Raw genomic sequence first — 17,254 nt, forward strand, 5'->3', positions numbered from 1 at the left:
ACCCTCCGACCTGCACATTGAGAGCCACGTCACACGGACGACTCCCGCGCCACATACGACCACAACTAGCAAAAGGGCTCATTGCGGACACCCTGCCGGGCTGCTTCTCTGGACGACGTCGCACGGCGCCGACGTGCCCACAGGGCCGCGGCGCCGACGCATGCCCCCGCCGCGCACCGCGTGGTTCCGACATGCCCGCGGCGCACTGTCCCCGAAGAAAGGCTCCCCGTGTCCGTCGTTTCCTTCCGCCGCATCTCCGCCCCGAAGAAGGCCCTCGCCGGTGTCGCCCTGGCCGCCGCCACGGCCGGCACGCTGTTCGCCGCCGCACCCTCGCACGCCGCGACGAACCCGGCCTCCTCGGCGCAGGCGACCGCGAAGAAGATGATCTCGGACTCGGCCCAGTACCAGTGCTTCTCGAACATCGTCGACCACGAGAGCGACTGGAACGTCAACGCCACCAACGCCTCGTCCGGCGCCTACGGCCTGGTCCAGGCGCTGCCGGGCGACAAGATGGCCTCCGCCGGCTCCGACTGGAAGACCAACCCCGCCACCCAGATCAAGTGGGGTCTGGACTACATGAAGGACCGTTACGGCAGCCCGTGCGGCGCCTGGGGCTTCTGGCAGTCCAACGGCTGGTACTGAGCCGACCGAGCCGGCCAGGCCCACTGAACCGAAGGCGACGACCCCCTGATCCCCGGGGTCGTCGCCTTCGCCGTACCCGGCGGCGTGGCCTTTCGGAACCCGCGTCGAAGCGTCGCGGGGGAGGCAGGAACGGGGCGTAGGGATAGGGGGTGCTCCTGCCTCCCTCGGGACGGGTCAGCCGGTGCTGACCTGCAGTTCCTTCACGCCGTTGATCCAAGCGGAGCGAAGGCGTCGGGGGGCGCCGACCAGTCGTAGGTCCGGCAGCGCGTCGGCCACGGCGTTGAAGATGAGGTTGATCTCCAGCACGGCCAGGGACTTGCCCAGGCAGTAGTGCGGGCCACCGCCGCCGAAACCGAGGTGGGGGTTGGGGTCGCGGGTGATGTCGAAGGTGTCCGGGTTCTCGAAGACCTCGGGGTCGTGATTCGCCGAGGCATAGAAGATGCCTACCCGCTCTCCCTGTTTTATGCGCTTTCCGCCCAACTCCGTGTCCTGGGTGGCGGTTCGCTGGAAGGAGACCACCGGGGTCGCCCAGCGGACGATCTCCTCCGCCGCCGTCTCGGGGCGCTCCCGCTTGTACAGCTCCCACTGCTCGGGGTGGGTGAGGAAGGCGTGCATGCCGTGGGTGATGGCGTTGCGGGTGGTCTCGTTGCCCGCCACGGCCAGCATCAGGACGAAGAAGCCGAACTCGTCGGAGCGCAGGTTGCCTTCGTCCTCGGCCGCGACCAGCGTGGTGACGAGGTCCTTCGCCGGGCACTCCTTGCGGTCGGCGGCCATGTTCATCGCGTACGCGATGAGTTCGGTGGCCGATTCCTGCCCGACCTCCTCGGTGATGGCGTACTCGGGGTCGTCGTACGCGATCATCTTGTTGGACCAGTCGAAGATCTTGTCGCGGTCGTCCTGCGGGACGCCGATGAGCTCGGCGATGGCCTGCAGGGGCAGTTCGCAGGCGACCTCGGTGACGAAGTCGAAGGGGCCGGAGCGGGCGCGGGCGGTCGCGGCGATCGTGCGCGCCCGGGTCCGCAGGCGTTCCTCCAGGGCGCGGATGGCGCGCGGGGTGAAGACGCGCTGCACGATCTGCCGGACCCGGGTGTGCTCGGGCGGGTCCATGTTCAGCAGGATCAGCCGCTGCGCGTCGATGGCGTCCCGCTCGATGTGCTCGTTGAAGCGGATGATCGCGGTGTTGAGGGAGGACGAGAACAACTCCGGATGCGTCGACACGTACTTGACGTCGGCGTGCCGGGTCACCGCCCAGTAGCCCTCGTCCTGGAATCCGGCCACATTGCCCGCCTGCGGGATCCAGCGGACCGGTTCGGCCCGGCGCAGCTCGGCGAACTCCGGGAGGGGTACGCGGTGGTTCAGCACATCGGGGTCGGTGAAGTCGAACCCGTCGGGAAGCGCGGGGCAGGGCATGGGCAGCTCCTGACGGTCCATCAGCTACGAGGGTCGCAGTGACGGTAGTAACGGGTTCTACAACTAGCAATAGCCGTGGAGCCCTCAATTGCCCGCACGGACCTTGCGACCACTCGCCCTCCGTAAGCAAACTGCAGACAGAACTAGAACGCGTACTAGTTCCGCAGAGCCCTCGGAGAGGACCCGCACCCATGGCTGCCGAACCCGTGATCGTCGAAGCCGTACGCACCCCGATCGGCAAGCGCGGCGGCGCGCTCGCCAACCTCCACCCCGCTTACCTCCTGGGCGAGACCTACCGCGAACTCCTGGGCCGCACCGGCATCCCCGCCGACTGCGTCGAGCAGATCGTCGGCGGCACGGTCACCCACGCCGGCGAACAGTCCATGAACCCCGCGCGCACGGCCTGGCTGACCATGGGCCTGCCCTACGAGACGGCGGCGACGACGGTCGACTGCCAGTGCGGGTCCTCCCAGCAGGCCTCGCACATGACGGCCAACCTGATCGCGGCCGGCGTCATCGACGTCGGGATCAGCTGCGGCGTGGAGGCCATGTCCCGGGTGCCGCTGGGGTCGGGGTCCAAGCACGGGCCGGGCAAGCCCTTCCCGGACGAGTGGAACGTCGACCTGCCCAACCAGTTCGAGGCGGCGGAGCGGATCGCCCGCCACCGGGGCCTGTCCCGCGAGCGCGTCGACTCACTCGGCCTGCTCTCGCAGGAGCGTGCGGCCACCGCCTGGGCCGAGGAGCGCTTCAAGCGGGAGACGTTCGCCGTCCAGGTCCCGACGACCGAGGACGAGCAGCAGGCCGGGCAGGGCATGTGGCGGCTCGTCGACCGCGACGAGGGCCTGCGTGACACGTCCATGGAGGCGCTGGCGGGACTGAAGTCCGTCATGCCGACGGCCGTGCACACGGCCGGGAACTCCTCGCAGATCAGCGACGGCGCGGCGGCCGTCATGTGGGCGTCGAAGCGGATGGCGCGGGCGCTGAAGCTGAGGCCGAGGGCGCGGATCGTGGCGCAGACGCTGGTGGGTTCCGACCCGCACTTCCACCTCGACGGGCCGATCGACGCGACGAAGGCGGTGCTGGGGAAGGCCGGGATGTCCCTGAAGGACATCGACCTGGTCGAGATCAACGAGGCGTTCGCGTCCGTGGTGCTGAGCTGGGCGCAGGTCTTCGAGCAGGACCTGGAGAAGGTGAACGTGAACGGCGGCGCGATCGCGCTCGGGCACCCGGTGGGGGCCACCGGGGCCCGCCTGATCACGACCGCGCTGCATGAACTGGAGCGCGCGGACAAGGAGTTCGCGCTGGTGACGATGTGCGCGGGCGGCGGACTCGCCACCGGCACGATCCTTCAGCGGCTGTAGCCGGCGCCCGGTTCACGCAGGTGGTGGACGCGGCGGGGTCGAGGGTGCGGATCGGTCCCGCCGGGTTCCCGGCCTCGCGGACGGCGACCGGCGTCGTCGCATCGGCGGGGTTCAGAGGAGGGGTGTGAGACAGCGCGGAGAGGGCGGCAGGACGGCGTGGTCCGACCGCGGGCGGGAGTGGCCCTCCCGCTGATGGGCGACGAGCCGGTCGGCTTCCGGCGTCCGCTGGTAGAACACCCTGTTGCCGTCGCGCGTCCGGTTGAGCAGCCCCACTCGGTGCAGTCGGATCAGGTGGTACGACACCGTCGACGCGCTCATGTGGTGCCGCTCGGCGAGCTCTGTCGTGATGCGGGGGCTCCCCAGGTCCGACAGCAGCACCAGACGGGCCTGGCCGATGACGAGGCCGAGCGAGTCCGTCGCCGCGGGGTTCTCCGCCGGAGGATCGCCCTCGGCGCCGGATCTCACCGGGTACGTGAGATGCGTGCCGGCCTCGCCCCACGGGTCGTGGTGCAGGAGCCACGTGCCCGCCATCGGCGAGGGGTGCAGCACGAGCCGCTTGTACTCGAACACGCTCCACTCGCGTGCGTTGTGTATGCGCAGCGCGCCGGAGTCGCAGGAGAAGGCCGAGTGGAGGGAGCTGATCGTGGCGGCCAGCCCGTGCTCCGCCGTACGGGCGGCGCGGCGCAGGATGTCCTCCTCCATGAGACTGCGCATCGCGTTCCAGCGGGACGCCATGTGCGCCGACCAGAACCGGCTCATCTCCCGGGCGATCCGCTGCGCGAACGCCCGCTCCCCGGCCTCCAGGGCGTCCGTGATCCTGCGGGCGTCGGCGGACTGCGACCGGCCCGCGGCCCGTAAAGTCTCCACGAACGCGCCCATCTGGCGGGCGACGGCACGGCTCGGCGTCGAGGCCACCCGGTGCAGCTCTTCCTCCGGCGACCCCCCGTCGTCCGCGTGCGCGAGCATGAATCCCGGTACGTAGTCCCGCTGTTCGTTCCGCAACGCCATGAGCAGGGGTGTGTCACGGCTCGCCGGAATCCCGTCCGGCGCCCATGCCCGCAGCTCGGGTCCACCACCGCCGACGGCCGTCATCCCGAAGCCGAGCAGGAGTCCGATCTGGGCGAGCGGGGAAACCGTGAACGTCGTGTCCATCAGCGCGTCGGCAGTCAGGCGAACCGAAATCACTCAACCCCCCATAGTTGATGCCCCGCACACCGTCGGCCTGGTCAGGACCGGCGGAGCAGCCGGCCTGGTCGGGGCCGGCCGGACGGCCGCGCGTGAGGCCGGCAAGGGCTTCGCCGCCGTCCGCTCGGATCCTCACACGACTCCACCCTTTACACCAGGCGGATTCCGGTTCCGAATCACCGGATACAAGGACATTCGAGCCCTCTCACAAGTCACCGCGCGCCGCCCTGTTCGCGTGTACACAAGGACCTGCGCGCCATGGACACCTATGCGCTCGGACAATTCGAAGTGGGCGTTCAACGCGCTCCGCTTGGCCTCCTCCTGGGGGGTGGAGTCGAGCGGCTGCCCGGGGGGATCGGCCAACGCGATGACCCGGTCCGCGGCCAGAACACGCCGCCGGATGTCCTCGGCGGACGACTCGGTGCCCTGCAAGGTGTGCGAGGCGGACGGGGACTCGGCGAGTGCCAGGTCGTCGAGCCGGTCGAGGACCGAGGGGGACGACAGCAGCCACTCGCGGCGCCGGGCGGGCATGAACAGGACACCGTCGCCCGGGTGCGCGGACCTCTCGACGGCCGCGGCGATCGCGATCACGTCGTCCTTGCGGCTCTCCGGGGAGCGGACGAGCAGGGACCACGGCAGCAGCACGGCGACGGACAGGGCGACCGCCCCGCACGCCGTGAGAGCGCGGGCCACCGGGGCGAGCCGGTGACGCCGCCGGACGGCCTCGCTCAGCGCGGCCCCGGCGAGCAGCGCCAGTCCCGTCACGCCGTACAGGACGTACCGCTCCACGTACCACGGCTCGACGAGGGAGACGGTCATCAGCAGACCGGCCGGCGCGACGAGCAGCGGGAGGGACACGGCGGCCACGGCCGCGCCGCCGGGCCGGTGTGCCAGGAACCGGCCGAGCAGCAGGCCCGCCGCCGCGACGGCCAGGAACTGCAGCCAGGTGCTCAGGCCGGGCCGCCCGAGCCAGCCGAGTTGCCGCTCCGCCTGTCCCGCGCTTGTCACCGCCAGCGGCAGCAGGCTCGACGCCACAGCGGTGACGGCCGCACTCCAGTACAGCCACACCCGGCGCGGCACCCCCAGCCGCCACAGCGTCAGCGAGTGGGCGACGGCGGCCAGGGCGGCGAACTCGTGCAGCCGGCAGGCGAGGGCGAGCAGGAGGGCGTACGCCGGCCACGCGCGGGCGCGGTGGGTGGCGGCCCCGCGCAGCAGAACGTACGTCGCCCAGGTGACGGCGGCGGTGACCAGCGCGTACGAGCGGCCCTCCTGCGCGTAATGCTGGGTCACCGGCAATACCGCGAAGACGAGGCCGGCGAGGGTGCCCGCGAGGCGGCCGTAGAGCCGGGCGCCGATCGCCCCGACCCCCGCCGCCGCCAGCGCGGTCGCCAGTACCGAAGGCAGGCGCAGGGCGACGAGTCCGCCGTCCCACAGGGCGAACACGGCGTGCATGAGGAGGTAGTACAGGCCGTGCACGGCGTCGATGTGGCCCAGCAGGTCCCACAGTTCACCGACGGAGCGATGGGCGACCTGGTAGGTGACCGACTCGTCGCGCCACATGCTGTCGCGCCGGTCGATCCCCCACAGGCCCAGAGCCGACGCGACCGCGGCCGGCACGGCCACCGGCGCCGGGCGTCCTCGGTCAGCAGTGGTCACCGCGCTCGTACACCTCGATCCGGGCGGTCCCGACGTCCGTGCGGGCGCACCGCGTGAAGTGAGCGCGCAGCGCCGCCTCCTTCGCCGCCTCCCGGTCGCTCGCCTCGTGGCGTTCGCGTGCGGGCTCGCGCACCACGACGACCCGGGAGGCGAGCGAGATCCGGCCGGGGAGGTCCGCAGGGGGCAACTCGGTGCCGTAGAGGGTGTGGGAGGTGTGCGGCGAGGCGGCCAGCGCCAGGTCGCGGACGCCGTAGGAGCCCGGCTCCCGCTGAAGCGTCCACACACGACGGCTGCCCGGCACGAAGAGCACGCCGTCGCCGGGCTCGGTCGTGTCCCGGATCGCGCGTGCCACGGCGGTGACGTCGTCGGTGCGGCTCTGCGGACCACGCAGGTGCGTCCCCACGGGTACGAGGGCGATCAGCGCGGCCCCCGCCGCCGTCAGCACGAGGAGGGCACGCGGCCGGGCGGACCGCCACAGGGCGTCGAGCGCGGCGCCCGCGAGGAGCGCGAGACCGGCCTGTGCGTACAGCACGTACCGGTCGACGTAGAGCGGTTTGATCACCGAGGCCAGCAGGAGCACCGCCGGGGGCAGCACGAGCAGCGGCAGCGCCGCCAGGGCGAGTCCCGTCCTCGCGCGGGCGGGCAGCGCACGCCGGTGAACCGCCACGCAGAGCAGCCCGATGGCCGTGGTCACCAGGAATCCCGTCACGTCGGAGCCCGCGGACACCTCGATCCAGGCGACCTGGCCGGACTGACGCAGGCTCAGCAGCACCAGGGGGGCGACCGCCGCCGTCGCGCAGCCGCCAGCGACCGCCCACGCCACCAGGACCGCCCGGCCGGGGCGTGCGGCGAGCAGGGCGACACCGTGCGCGAGGAGCGCCGGCAGCGCGAACTCGTGCAACAGCCCGGCCAGCGCCGCCAGCACGGCGTACCCGACCCACCAGGCGCGACGCCGCCTCCGGTCGGCGCACGCCCGCAGCAACACCCACGTCTGGCCCACGACCAGTGCGGTCACCAGGGCATACGACCGGCCCTCCTGGGCGTAGCGCTGGACGGCCGGCAGCAGGGTGAACACGACGCCCGCGGCCAGTCCGGCCCGGGGCCCGGCGAGCCGACGTCCCAGCGCGGCGACCCCGGCCGCCGCCACGGCCATGGCCAGCACGGAGGGCAGGCGCAGCGCGACCAGGCCGCCTTCCCAGAGGCGGAACACGCCGTGCATCAGCAGGTAGTACAGGCCGTGCACCGCGTCGGCGTGGCCGAGCGTCGCCCACAGCTCGGGCAGGTCGCGGTGGGCCATGTCGTGGGTCACGGCCTCGTCCTGCCACAGGGACCCCTGACGGCGGATGCCCCACAGGCCGGTCGCGAGCGCCAGGAGCGGGGGCAGCAGAACGGAGATGTGGTGTGCTCGCCGGGGCGCGGAAGAGGCCGGGCGGACGGTGGCGGGGCGGCCGCCTCGGTGGGCCAGGGGCGGGCGCAGCTGTGAGGTGGCGATGACGGACTCGGCTTTCGTCGTGTGGTCGGCTCGTCAACCGACCTCATCAGCGCGCGCGTTGATGGGCAGTCCCCCGATGGATCACCTATCAATTCGGCGACCGGCTAGCGTGACGTGCGGGTTCACCGACGAAGGGGAGAGAGCGTGGGACGCCGCGAGAGGGAGTTGGACCCGGAGGCGGGGCCGGTCCAGCGCCTCGCACACGAGTTGCGTCAGTTGCGCGAGAAGGCGGGCAGTCCGTCGTACCGGGAACTCTCCCGGCGCGCCGGCTACTCCGCGCCGACCCTCTCCGAGGCGGCGGCCGGCCGGCGACTGCCCTCGCTGGCGGTGACGCTGGCCTACGCCCGCGCATGCGGCGCGGACCAGGCCGAGTGGGAGGCCCGCTGGCGGGCCGTGTCGGCCGGGGTGGAGGAAGAGGCGGCGGCCGACGACGGGCCCGCGCCCTATCGCGGCCTGACCCGGTACGGCGCCGACGACCGGGACCTGTTCTTCGGCCGGGAGCCGGAAGTCGAGCGGCTGTTGCGGCTGACGGCCGAGCACCGCTTCGCCGCCCTGGTCGGCGCCTCGGGCAGCGGGAAGTCCTCGCTGCTGCGCGCGGGGCTGGTGCCGGCGCTGCGGGACGGCGACGCGGCGGGCTTCCGGCCGAGCGCCGTGCGGATCTGCACGCCGGGGCCCGAACCGGTGCGCGAGCGGCGTGCCCTGCTCGCTCCGGCCGACGGCGCGGAGGCGGAGGGGGACACGGTGCTGCTGGTCGACCAGTTCGAGGAGCTCTTCACGCTGTGTCAGGATCCCTCGCAGCGCCGGGAGTTCATCGACATGCTGCTGACGGCCCGCGCCGCGGACAGCCGGCTGCGCGTCCTCATCGCCGTACGGGCCGACTTCTTCGGGCACTGCGCGGACCACCAGGGTCTCGCGGAGGCCGTCAACGACGCGCATCTATTGATCTCCGGGATGTCCGTCGATCGCCTGCGCGAGGCGATCGTCCGGCCCGCGGGCGCCGCCGGGCTGCTCGTGGAGCGCACGGTGACGGACCGCATCCTCGCCGAGGTGGCGGACGAGCCCGGCGGGCTGCCGCTGATGTCGCACACGCTGCTGGAGCTGTGGCGGCGGCGCAGGGCCAAGCGTCTGACGCTCGCCGCGTACGAAACCATCGGCGGGGTGCGGGGCGCCGTCGCGCACACGGCGGAGGAGGTCTTCGAGCGGCTGGATCCGGCGGAGGCGGCCTCGGCGCGGGCCACGCTGCTGCGGCTGATCTCGCCCGGCGAGGGCGGTCCGGACACGCGACGCCCCGTCCCCCGGTCCGAACTCCAGGCCACGGGCGCGGCCGCCCTGGTGCTGGAGCGGCTGGTCGCGGCCCGGCTGGTGACGGTCGACGGGGACAGCGTGGAGCTCGCGCACGAGGCGCTGATCACCGCCTGGCCGCGGCTTCGCCAGTGGGTGGAGGACGAGCGCGAGAGGCTGCGGCTGCACCGGCGGCTGACCGAGGCGGCGACGGTGTGGGAGGGGCTGGACCAGGACCCGGGGGCTCTGTACCGGGGGATGCTGCTGCGGGCCGCGCGTGAGGAGTTCATGGCGGACGCCGAGGGGCCGGCGCCCGAACTGAACGAACTCGAGGGCGCGTTCCTCTCGGCGAGCGTCGCGGAGGACGAGCGGGTCGCACGCGAGGCGGCACGCTCGGCCCGGCGTGTGGAGGTGCTGATGACGCTGCTGGTCGTGGTGGTCACCAGCGCCCTGACCTCGTGGGTGGTGTGGTTCCTGACCCGCGAGCACCCCTGACGAGCCCCGGCCACGGCCGACCAGGACCGGGACATCGGCCGTGCTTTTCGGCCAACCATGAAACGGAGTAGGCGAATCCGCCGTTCGACACCTCTCCAAACACTCACGTAACGCGTCCCCTTTTCCTTCCGTCTCCACGGCTGCCGCAACCGCCCGCGATTCCATATCCGGCCAACGCGCGAATCATTCATTGACGAGATCATGCGGACCACGTTGGATTAACCGCGTCAGGAAGCAGCCCCGCCGAAACGGAGAGAAATAAATGCGCCGCAGAATTGCCGCCGCCATAGGATCCGCCGTGCTCATCGGTGCCACCTCGATCGGCTTCGCCCAGTCCGCCACCGCCGCCGAGGTCGGAACTCAGGTCTCCTACTTCTGGCTGTTCCAGCACGACGACTACGCCGGCAGCAGCAAGAACTTCACGGGCGACGACCGCGACCTGAGCAACACGTTCTGGAACGGCACGTCGAGCAAGGTCGACAACGGCGCCAGCTCGATGAAGAACCACACCAGCCGCGATGTGGCCCTGTTCCAGAACGTCGGCTGCTCGGGCGACAACTACATCGCCCTGGCCAACTCCGTCGACGCCGACTTCAGCAACAACGAGTTCGACAACAAGGCCAGCTGCGTCGACTTCCGCTAGTCACCTCCAAGGCGGTGCCGGTGCCTTCCGGCACCGCCTTTCCCCTGTTCAAGGACGTTTCCCCCAGCACGGAGGCCCCGCGTGACACCGCATCGCGCCGCATCCACGAGACTGGCGACGGCGGCCCTCTCGGCCCTGCTCGTGACCACGGGGTGCGTGGCCGACAGGCCGGCCGGCAGCGGGCCCACCGCCCCGAAACCGACCGCCGAGGTCCTGTCCCTCGTGCTGCCCTTCGACGCGTACGAGCTCTCCCACGAAGAGTCCTTCACGGTGGCGAAAGCACGTGATCTGCTGATCCGGTCCTGTATGCGCCGACGCGGCCACGACTGGAAAACCCTCGATTATCCCGCACACGTCGACGACCTGAAGAACCGCCGCCGATACGGGGTCATAGAATCAGAAGTCGCCCGGATCTTCGGTTATCACGCGACACCGGAAATCCTTTCCGCGGCCAACGACGTCACAGAGCGCCGAAAAGAGCGCGACGAACAACTGGGACCCGACGCCGTAAAAGCGGCGTACAACGAGAAGAACGGCTGCGGATACCAGGCGAACGACTTTCTCCAGCGTGACGGGGCGAACGCCGATTACGACGACTTCAACAAACTGAGCTCCGGTCTACTGGACCGCGCCAAGAAGCAACCGGAGGTCGTCGCAGCACTGCGCGGCTGGGAGTCCTGCATGCGGAAGAAGGGGTACACCTACCGAACCCCCGACGAGGCCATCGCCGACCCCCGCTGGTGGACCGAGAAGTCCGCCGCGGAGACCGCGGACCAGGCGTCCAGGAAGGAGGAAATCGCCACCGCCGTGGCGGATGTCCGGTGCAAGCAGCGGACCCGCCTCGTGAAGGTGCTCTACGCCACCGAGTCCCGCCTTCAGCGCCAGGCCGTGGCACACCGGCACACCTACTTCGAGCAGCTCGCCTCCGCGAAGGCCAAGAACCTCAGGCACGCGCGGGACGTCATCGACGGCCGCTGACGGCGGAGGCACCCTCGGACCGCGCGGTCGCCTCCGGAGCGGCGGACGCCGCCCTGCCCCCGGCCGCCCGCGGCCCCCGCAGCAGATAGGCCATCCCGAAGCCCGCGCCCACGATCAGCGCGCCGCCCACCGCGTCCAGCACCCAGTGGTTGCCGGTGACGACGATCGCCGTGACCGTGAGCAGCGGGTGCAGCAGGCCGAGGGCCTTCATCCACCACCTGGGCGCCAGGACGAGGACGACGAGGCCGCACCACAGGGACCAGCCGAAGTGCAGGGACGGCATCGCCGCGTACTGGTTGGTGAGCTCGGTGAGGGTGCCGTAGTCGGGCTCGGAGAAGTCCTGCGGGCCGTGGACCGTGTCGATGAAGCCGAGGCCGGGCATCAGGCGGGGCGGGGCGAGCGGGTAGAGCCAGAAGCCGAGCAGGGCGAGGACGGTGGCGAAGCCGATCGCGGTGCGGGCCCAGCGGTAGTCGGCGGGGCGGCGCCAGTACAGCACGGCGAGGATCGCGAGCGGGACGCCGAAGTGGAACGACTCGTAGTAGAAGTCGAAGAAGCCGCGCAGCCAGTCGAGCCGCACGACGGCGTGGTTGGCCCACCGCTCGATGTCGATGTTCAGGACGCGCTCGACGGAGTGGATCTCCTCGCCGTGCTCCTCGGCGGTGCCCCGGCCGGCCGAGTTGGAGCCGCCGGCCGCGGCGAGGCGGATCCGGGCGTAGGCGTAGTAGGTGATCCGGATCAGCAGCAGTTCGAAGACCAGGTTGGGGCGGCTGATGACCCGGCGCAGGAGCGGCACGAACGGCAGGTGCCGGAACCGGGGCGGGACCTTCTCGGCGTACTCGCTCGGGATCGGCGTCTGCCAGTAGGGCGAGGTACGGGACAGGAACGGCACGACGGTGGCCGTGGCGACGGCGGCCAGCAGCACCAGGTCGGCCCGCAGCGGCTGCAGGAGCACCTTGTCCGGCACCATCGTGCTCGCGGGCAGCGTCATCACCAGCACGATCGCGACCGGCCACACATACCGGTCGCAGGACCGCCGGCCGACCTGCCCGACGGCCGCGAGCAGCACCCACAGCAGCTGGTGCTGCCAGGCCGTGGGGGACACGACGATCGCCGCGCAGCCGGTGATCGCGACGGCGAGCAGGAGCTGCCCGTCGTGGGCGAGGCGCACGGCCCGGCGCAGCGCGAGGACGGCGACGGCGGCGCCGAGCAGCAGGAAGACGGCGATCTCCAGCGGACCGGTCAGCCCGAGCCGCAGCAGGGCGCCGTGCAGCGACTGGTTGGCGAGGCCGTCGGCGCGTCCGCCGAGCCCGACGCCGGCCAGGTGGTGCACCCAGTAGGTGTACGAGTCGCTCGGCATCGCCACCCAGGCGACCGCCGCGCACGCGCCGAACGCGGCCCCGGCGGACAGGGCCGCCCGCCTGCGGCCGGTGAACCACAGCAGCGGGGCGAACAGCAGCAGGGTCGGCTGGAAGGCCGCCGCGAGGCCGATGAGCACCCCGCCGGTGCGCTCGCCGCGCACGGCGAAGCAGCCGAGCAGCACGAGCAGGACCGGGATGATGCTGGTCTGGCCGAGGTGGAGGGCGTTGCGTACCGGCAGCGACAGCATGAGCAGGCTGATCGCGACGGGCGCGGCGAGCAGCGAGGTGCGCCGGCCGAGGGGTTGCGGCAGGGCGCGGGCGGCGACCAGGCCGAGGGCGACGACGAGCAGCAGGGTGCCGAAGGTCCAGCCCCAGCCGAGGGCCTGTTCGGCGGCCCGGGTCAGCGGCTTGAGGACGAGTCCGCCGAACGGCGTACCGGTGAACTGCGTGGAGTCGTACAGCGAGCCGTTCACATGCAGGACGCCGTCCGGCCCGACCCAGGTCTCCAGATCCGTCAGCCGCTCCCCGCGCGGGGTACCGAGGACGACGGCCACCTGCCGGACGGCGAGGATCGCGACGATCAGCCACAGGCCGAGCCGAGCCACGCGTACGCGTGCCTGGACCGCTCCGAGGGCCGTAGCTCCGAGCACTCCAACCGGTCGTCCACCGCGTTCGGCATTCATCACGCCTCGCCGGCCTCCCGCACCGCTCGTCCCACAGGTTGCACGTGTCAGGAATCTCCTCGACCCCTATGCGGCGCGCACCCCTTGGGGAGAGAGGTGAGCAACCCCCGCATCACCTGACATCCGCTCTCCTGTCGCCCGGTTGACGATAGTCGGGCGGCGGTCAGCCTGCCTCCGCTGGAGCGCGGCATCAACCACATCGCGGCGTCCCGGCCCCCGGAGCCGGACCATTGGCCGTACCTTCTGAGGCCCCGGAGACGATGGGGTGACTCACGATGGCCGGCTTACCTGGACCCGCTGCACCTGACCTTCCGCGCGGACGAGCCGGTCTACCCGATGCGCCTGTCACGCCTGGCCGGCACGCCCCAGTCCGTGGGCCTGTACGTCCGCGCGGCACACCGCATGGAACCGGTGTCCCGGATCGGCGGCGAACGCCCCCGTGTCACCTACGCCGGACGGGTGACGGCGAGGACCGGCCCGCCGGCCGAACTGGCGGACGGCACACCGTTCCTCACCGCTGTCGGCCAGGAGCTCCCGTACCCCGGCCGCAGCTCCGCCGACCACGTCCTGCGTCGCACTCGGGCCGACGACACCTTCCGGCGGGTGATCGACGAGGACCGGCTGCGCACGGTGGCGTCGGCGAAGTCGATCAGCGCCGCCCCGGTGCGGGCCGAGGTGCTTCGCGACGGCGGCGGCGCGCACCGCACGCCGCGCCCTCCGACACGCCCTCGCCATCGCCAGGGAACGGCTGAATCCACCATGCTGGAAATCCGGGCAGGGATCGGACAGCGCGACTACGCTCCTTAGAGCATCTAGTTAGCGCTTCTAACTAACCCTCTGGAGGGCAAGGCGATGAGCGAGTCTCAGCTCTGGGACGACGTCGACGAGTACTTCTCCGCCCACCTCTCACCCGACGACGAGACCCTGCGGGCGGCCCTGCGGGACGGCGAGGCGGCCGGTCTGCCGGACATCGGCGTCACCGCGCCCCAGGGCAAGCTCCTGCAGCTTCTCGCCGAGATCCAGGGCGCCCGCAACATCCTGGAGATCGGCACCCTCGCCGGCTACAGCACCATCTGGCTGGCCCGCGCGCTGCCCGCCGACGGCCGGCTGATCTCGCTGGAGTACAGCGCCAAGAACGCCGAGGTCGCCACCCGCAACATCGCGCGGGCGGGCCTGGACCGGATCGTCGAGGTACGGATCGGCCCGGCCCTGGAGTCGCTGCCCAAGCTGGCCGACGAGAACCCGGCCCCCTTCGACCTGGTCTTCATCGACGCCGACAAGGCCAACAACCCGCACTACGTCGAGTGGGCCCTGAGGCTCACGCGGACGGGCAGCCTGATCGTCGTCGACAACGTGGTGCGCGGCGGCCGGGTCGTCGACGCGGAGAGCGACGCACCGGACGTACGGGGCACCCGCGCCGCGATCGAACTGATCGGCAACCACCCGAGGTTGACCGGCACGGCCGTCCAGACGGTGGGCAGCAAGGGGTACGACGGTTTCGCGCTGGCCCGCGTGGTGGCGTAGCCGGGGCGGCTCACGCCTCGTGGTAGAAGCCGACGTTGACACTGCGGGGGGCGGTGCGGTCGTGGATCACGATCTCGCCGCTGCCGCCCCTCGGCAGCGGCACGGTGCCGCCGTATCCGATCGGCTGGGCGTACTCCCCCACGGTGAGCCGCACCTCGGAGGACGGGTCGGCCTGCGACCCGCGCAGCCAGGTCACCTGCCACCCACCATCCGGACCACACAGGAACTCCAGGTGGACCCGCGAGACGAACAGCCAGTCGTCCGGCGTCGACAGCCGGCACACGGCCTTGTCACGGCCCACCCGCAGCACGGCGCCCGGCTCGCTCGGTGCGTCGGCCATGAGCATGCCGGCCGTGGCACCCTCGTCCGCCGCGGACACGGCGGCCATGGTGAGTTCGAGCACGAGCGCCCCTCCAGAAAACGTCCTTGTACAGCAGCCGTTTTGGCCACCGACGCCGCATGATAAATCGCCCGGCACCGCCGCGTCCGGCACAATGAACTCATGACCGAGCGAAAGCCCCCCGGCGTCCCGTTCGAGTCCTGGGTCGACAAGCAGATTCACGACGCGCAGAAGCGCGGCGACTTCGACAGACTGCCCGGCGCGGGCGAACCGCTGCCGAACGACCTGGAAGCCCCGTACGACGAACTGTGGTGGGTCAAACGCAAAATGGCCCGCGAGGGCCTGTCGGTCCTGCCCGCGGGCCTGGCCCTGCGCAAAGAAGCGGAGGACGCGCTGACGGCGGCCTACGCGGCCCCCTCCGAACGGGCCGCCCGGAAGATCATCACGGACGTCAACGCCAAGATCCGCGACATGCTCCTGAAGCCGCCGCCCGGCCCTCCCCTGGGCCGCAAGCCCTACGACGTGGAAGAGGTCGTCAGGGAGTGGCGCAGGCGCCGGGAGGGACGCCGGGCGGCGAACGAGTCGGGTGTGTCAGATGCGTAGGAGCCGTTCCGCGAGCTCGCGGTAGTCCCGCAGGGCGAGCCGGAGTTGCTCGGTGTCGGTGTCGGCGCTCGCGTCGGAGTCCTGCCAGGACATGCGCAGGGTGCGACGCCGCTGGGCCATGGCGTCGGTGAACCGCCCCACGATGTCCTCGACCGCGTGATCGGCCTCCTCGACGGCGGCCCGCGGCTGGTCCACGAAACGGGACACAGCCTGCTGCAACTGCAGCTCCAGCCTGTCGCGCTCGTCGTGCGCGAACAGCGGGGTCTCCTTGGTGACATCCGTCATCGGTGTCAACTCCTCACCGTAGGCCGCCTGCCGGACACCGCGACCAGTTCCTCGAACAGGGCGCGGCCCTCGATCATCGCCTCGCGCATCTCCTCGGTGTCGGCGCCGTGCCCGGGTGCGTGGGCGACGCGATGGATGTGCCGGTAGCCCTGCACATGACCGGCGTGGTGCACGGACAGCGCCGCCAGCTGCTCCTCGTACTCCGCCCCGTCCGGGAACCCGCGGGCCCGCGCCAGGTCGGCGAGCAGCCGGTCGGCCTCCCCGACGGCCTCGCGGGGCGCGTCGACGAAGTGCTCCTGGGCCGCCGCCCACCGGGCCTCGAACCGCTCGGCCTCGGTCGGCTCCAGGGCCCGCTCACGCAGTCCGCCGTGCCGCTCCACCCGCTGGGCGAGCTCACGCTCGGCGGCCTTGGCGTCCCCGTCGTGCCGGGCCACGGCCCGCTCGTACTCGGGCCCGAAGCGCCGCTTCAGCCCCCGGCTGCCCCGCGCACCCCGAGCGCGCAGAGCCATAGCGGCCACGCCAAGCACGACGACCGCCGCAACCACAATCAAAACGATCACACCTATGGACATAAGCGACGGGTAGCCCGCGGAACCCACCTCAAACGGCCGCCGCCCCGCCCCAAATCCACTTGCGCCCCCGCCGCAGGCCGGGCCAAGAATGACGCCCATGACCTGGACCGTCGCCCCGGAACCCCCCGACTCCCCCGCAGCCACAGCACTCTGGCGGTCGTACTACACGGAGGTAAGCGACCGTTACTACCTCCTCCACGAGGGACGTCGCACCGATCCGGGCGAACTGGAACGCGAGATAGCCACCCCCACCTGGGACGAACTCCGCCCCCCGAACGGCACGTTGCTGATCGCCCGGTACGCGAACAAGCCGGCCGGCACGGCGGGCATCCACCTCCTGGACGCCCAGACAGCGGAACTGAAGCGGGTCTTCATCCAAGAGAAGCTGCGCGGCAAGGGAGGCGGCCAACTCCTGGTGAGAACCGCCGAGAACACAGCACGCGCCCTGGGCGCCACCCGCATCCTCCTGGACACCCGCCACGACCTGATGGAGGCCCGAGCCCTGTACACACACCTCGGCTACGAGGAAACGCCACCCCACAACGACGACGTGTACGCGGAGCACTGGTTCAGCAAGGTTCTGCGCTGACCCGGGTGGCGTAGGACGACGCGGCACCCGCGTACGGCGGGAAGGGGACGTGCCGGGGGGTGTCCGCCCGCAGTGGCCGGCGTCAAGAAAGCGCACCCCCTGCCCAACCCCAACCGCCGGTCCGAGGACGGACACCCCCCGGCACGGCCCCGACCCA

17 protein-coding genes are annotated in these 17,254 nt (G+C 71.5%); 9 read left to right on the plus strand and 8 right to left on the minus strand.

The genetic code is table 11. The features are described from left to right. Positions 1–228: 228 nt before the first annotated feature. A complete protein-coding gene (locus tag ACIRD7_RS09985) occupies positions 229–642 on the plus strand; it encodes a transglycosylase SLT domain-containing protein (protein ID WP_403451937.1) in 414 nt (137 codons plus the stop codon). Positions 643–816: 174 nt separating this feature from the next. On the opposite strand, the gene ACIRD7_RS09990 is transcribed toward ACIRD7_RS09985, so the two are convergent. After that, positions 817–2,052: a cytochrome P450 gene (locus tag ACIRD7_RS09990; RefSeq protein WP_403453051.1), complete on the minus strand. Its 1,236-nt coding sequence runs from the start codon at positions 2,050–2,052 to the stop codon at positions 817–819. Between the two features lie 191 nt (positions 2,053–2,243). Here ACIRD7_RS09990 and ACIRD7_RS09995 point away from each other — a divergent pair, with 191 nt between their 5' ends. After that, on the plus strand, positions 2,244–3,413 hold the full coding sequence (locus ACIRD7_RS09995) for a steroid 3-ketoacyl-CoA thiolase (RefSeq protein ID WP_403451939.1): 1,170 nt from the start codon (positions 2,244–2,246) through the stop codon (positions 3,411–3,413). A 111-nt stretch (positions 3,414–3,524) separates the two neighbouring features. Here the strand turns inward: ACIRD7_RS09995 and ACIRD7_RS10000 are convergent, their stop codons facing one another. From ACIRD7_RS10000 to ACIRD7_RS10010, 3 genes are all read right to left on the minus strand, one after another. Continuing rightward, entirely contained in the window at positions 3,525–4,565 is a 1,041-nt protein-coding gene (locus ACIRD7_RS10000; RefSeq protein WP_403451941.1) for a winged helix-turn-helix domain-containing protein, read from the minus strand. 165 nt (positions 4,566–4,730) lie between these two features. Then, the gene (locus tag ACIRD7_RS10005) at positions 4,731–6,254 is read right to left on the minus strand and encodes a glycosyltransferase family 39 protein (RefSeq protein ID WP_403451942.1); all 1,524 of its coding nucleotides are present in this window, start codon (positions 6,252–6,254) and stop codon (positions 4,731–4,733) included. Beyond that, complete coding sequence (locus ACIRD7_RS10010) at positions 6,241–7,563, minus strand: glycosyltransferase family 39 protein (protein WP_403451944.1); 1,323 nt, start codon at positions 7,561–7,563, stop codon at positions 6,241–6,243. Before ACIRD7_RS10010 ends, ACIRD7_RS10005 begins: the two co-directional genes overlap by 14 nt. Positions 7,564–7,890: 327 nt before the next feature. Between ACIRD7_RS10010 and ACIRD7_RS10015 the strand changes: the two genes are divergently transcribed. The 3 genes from ACIRD7_RS10015 to ACIRD7_RS10025 all read left to right on the plus strand — a co-directional run bounded on the left by ACIRD7_RS10015 (position 7,891) and on the right by ACIRD7_RS10025 (position 11,143). Further along, positions 7,891–9,522: a helix-turn-helix domain-containing protein gene (locus ACIRD7_RS10015; RefSeq protein ID WP_403451946.1), complete on the plus strand. Its 1,632-nt coding sequence runs from the start codon at positions 7,891–7,893 to the stop codon at positions 9,520–9,522. 262 nt (positions 9,523–9,784) lie between these two features. Beyond that, on the plus strand, positions 9,785–10,165 hold the full coding sequence (locus tag ACIRD7_RS10020; protein ID WP_403451948.1) for a peptidase inhibitor family I36 protein: 381 nt from the start codon (positions 9,785–9,787) through the stop codon (positions 10,163–10,165). An 81-nt stretch (positions 10,166–10,246) separates the two neighbouring features. Then, complete coding sequence (locus tag ACIRD7_RS10025) at positions 10,247–11,143, plus strand: hypothetical protein (RefSeq protein ID WP_403451949.1); 897 nt, start codon at positions 10,247–10,249, stop codon at positions 11,141–11,143. On the opposite strand, the gene ACIRD7_RS10030 is transcribed toward ACIRD7_RS10025, so the two are convergent. After that, positions 11,127–13,184 (minus strand): phosphatase PAP2 family protein, encoded by a 2,058-nt coding sequence (locus tag ACIRD7_RS10030; protein ID WP_403453052.1) that lies wholly within the window; start codon positions 13,182–13,184, stop codon positions 11,127–11,129. The genes ACIRD7_RS10025 and ACIRD7_RS10030 overlap by 17 nt on opposite strands. A gap of 297 nt (positions 13,185–13,481) precedes the next feature. Here ACIRD7_RS10030 and ACIRD7_RS10035 point away from each other — a divergent pair, with 297 nt between their 5' ends. Continuing rightward, the gene (locus tag ACIRD7_RS10035; protein ID WP_403453053.1) at positions 13,482–13,991 is read left to right on the plus strand and encodes a DUF2330 domain-containing protein; all 510 of its coding nucleotides are present in this window, start codon (positions 13,482–13,484) and stop codon (positions 13,989–13,991) included. Between the two features lie 45 nt (positions 13,992–14,036). After that, entirely contained in the window at positions 14,037–14,708 is a 672-nt protein-coding gene (locus tag ACIRD7_RS10040; protein ID WP_403451951.1) for an O-methyltransferase, read from the plus strand. A 10-nt stretch (positions 14,709–14,718) separates the two neighbouring features. Here ACIRD7_RS10040 and ACIRD7_RS10045 read toward each other — a convergent pair whose 3' ends face one another. Beyond that, on the minus strand, positions 14,719–15,111 hold the full coding sequence (locus ACIRD7_RS10045) for a hypothetical protein (RefSeq protein WP_403451953.1): 393 nt from the start codon (positions 15,109–15,111) through the stop codon (positions 14,719–14,721). 99 nt (positions 15,112–15,210) lie between these two features. Here ACIRD7_RS10045 and ACIRD7_RS10050 point away from each other — a divergent pair, with 99 nt between their 5' ends. Continuing rightward, positions 15,211–15,651, plus strand: a complete 441-nt coding sequence (locus ACIRD7_RS10050; protein WP_403451955.1) for a DUF1992 domain-containing protein — start codon at positions 15,211–15,213, stop codon at positions 15,649–15,651. Here the strand turns inward: ACIRD7_RS10050 and ACIRD7_RS10055 are convergent. Both ACIRD7_RS10055 and ACIRD7_RS10060 read right to left on the minus strand, forming a co-directional pair. After that, positions 15,640–15,936, minus strand: a complete 297-nt coding sequence (locus tag ACIRD7_RS10055) for a hypothetical protein (RefSeq protein ID WP_403451957.1) — start codon at positions 15,934–15,936, stop codon at positions 15,640–15,642. The genes ACIRD7_RS10050 and ACIRD7_RS10055 overlap by 12 nt on opposite strands. Before the next feature lie 5 nt (positions 15,937–15,941). Then, positions 15,942–16,508, minus strand: coding sequence for a hypothetical protein (locus ACIRD7_RS10060; protein WP_403451959.1), 567 nt, complete (start codon positions 16,506–16,508; stop codon positions 15,942–15,944). A 97-nt stretch (positions 16,509–16,605) separates the two neighbouring features. On the opposite strand from ACIRD7_RS10060, the gene ACIRD7_RS10065 reads away from it, so the two are divergent. Further along, positions 16,606–17,097 carry a GNAT family N-acetyltransferase gene (locus ACIRD7_RS10065; protein WP_403451961.1) on the plus strand — a complete coding sequence of 164 codons (492 nt, stop codon included), beginning with the start codon at positions 16,606–16,608 and terminating at the stop codon, positions 17,095–17,097. The last annotated feature ends 157 nt before the right edge of the window (positions 17,098–17,254 follow it).

The organism is Streptomyces sp. NPDC093568, from assembly GCF_044764945.1.
Classification (GTDB): domain Bacteria; phylum Actinomycetota; class Actinomycetes; order Streptomycetales; family Streptomycetaceae; genus Streptomyces.

What these genes read in the sequence shown, in the direction of transcription:
- ACIRD7_RS09990 (WP_403453051.1), bottom strand. Translation starts at nt 2,052, where the DNA reads ATGCCCTGCCCCGCGCTTCCCGACGGGTTCGACTTCACCGACCCCGAT.
- ACIRD7_RS09995 (WP_403451939.1), top strand. Translation starts at nt 2,244, where the DNA reads ATGGCTGCCGAACCCGTGATCGTCGAAGCCGTACGCACCCCGATCGGC.
- ACIRD7_RS10000 (WP_403451941.1), bottom strand. Translation starts at nt 4,565, where the DNA reads ATGGACACGACGTTCACGGTTTCCCCGCTCGCCCAGATCGGACTCCTG.
- ACIRD7_RS10020 (WP_403451948.1), top strand. Translation starts at nt 9,785, where the DNA reads ATGCGCCGCAGAATTGCCGCCGCCATAGGATCCGCCGTGCTCATCGGT.
- ACIRD7_RS10030 (WP_403453052.1), bottom strand. Translation starts at nt 13,184, where the DNA reads ATGAATGCCGAACGCGGTGGACGACCGGTTGGAGTGCTCGGAGCTACG.
- ACIRD7_RS10040 (WP_403451951.1), top strand. Translation starts at nt 14,037, where the DNA reads ATGAGCGAGTCTCAGCTCTGGGACGACGTCGACGAGTACTTCTCCGCC.
- ACIRD7_RS10050 (WP_403451955.1), top strand. Translation starts at nt 15,211, where the DNA reads ATGACCGAGCGAAAGCCCCCCGGCGTCCCGTTCGAGTCCTGGGTCGAC.
- ACIRD7_RS10055 (WP_403451957.1), bottom strand. Translation starts at nt 15,936, where the DNA reads ATGACGGATGTCACCAAGGAGACCCCGCTGTTCGCGCACGACGAGCGC.
- ACIRD7_RS10060 (WP_403451959.1), bottom strand. Translation starts at nt 16,508, where the DNA reads ATGTCCATAGGTGTGATCGTTTTGATTGTGGTTGCGGCGGTCGTCGTG.
- ACIRD7_RS10065 (WP_403451961.1), top strand. Translation starts at nt 16,606, where the DNA reads ATGACCTGGACCGTCGCCCCGGAACCCCCCGACTCCCCCGCAGCCACA.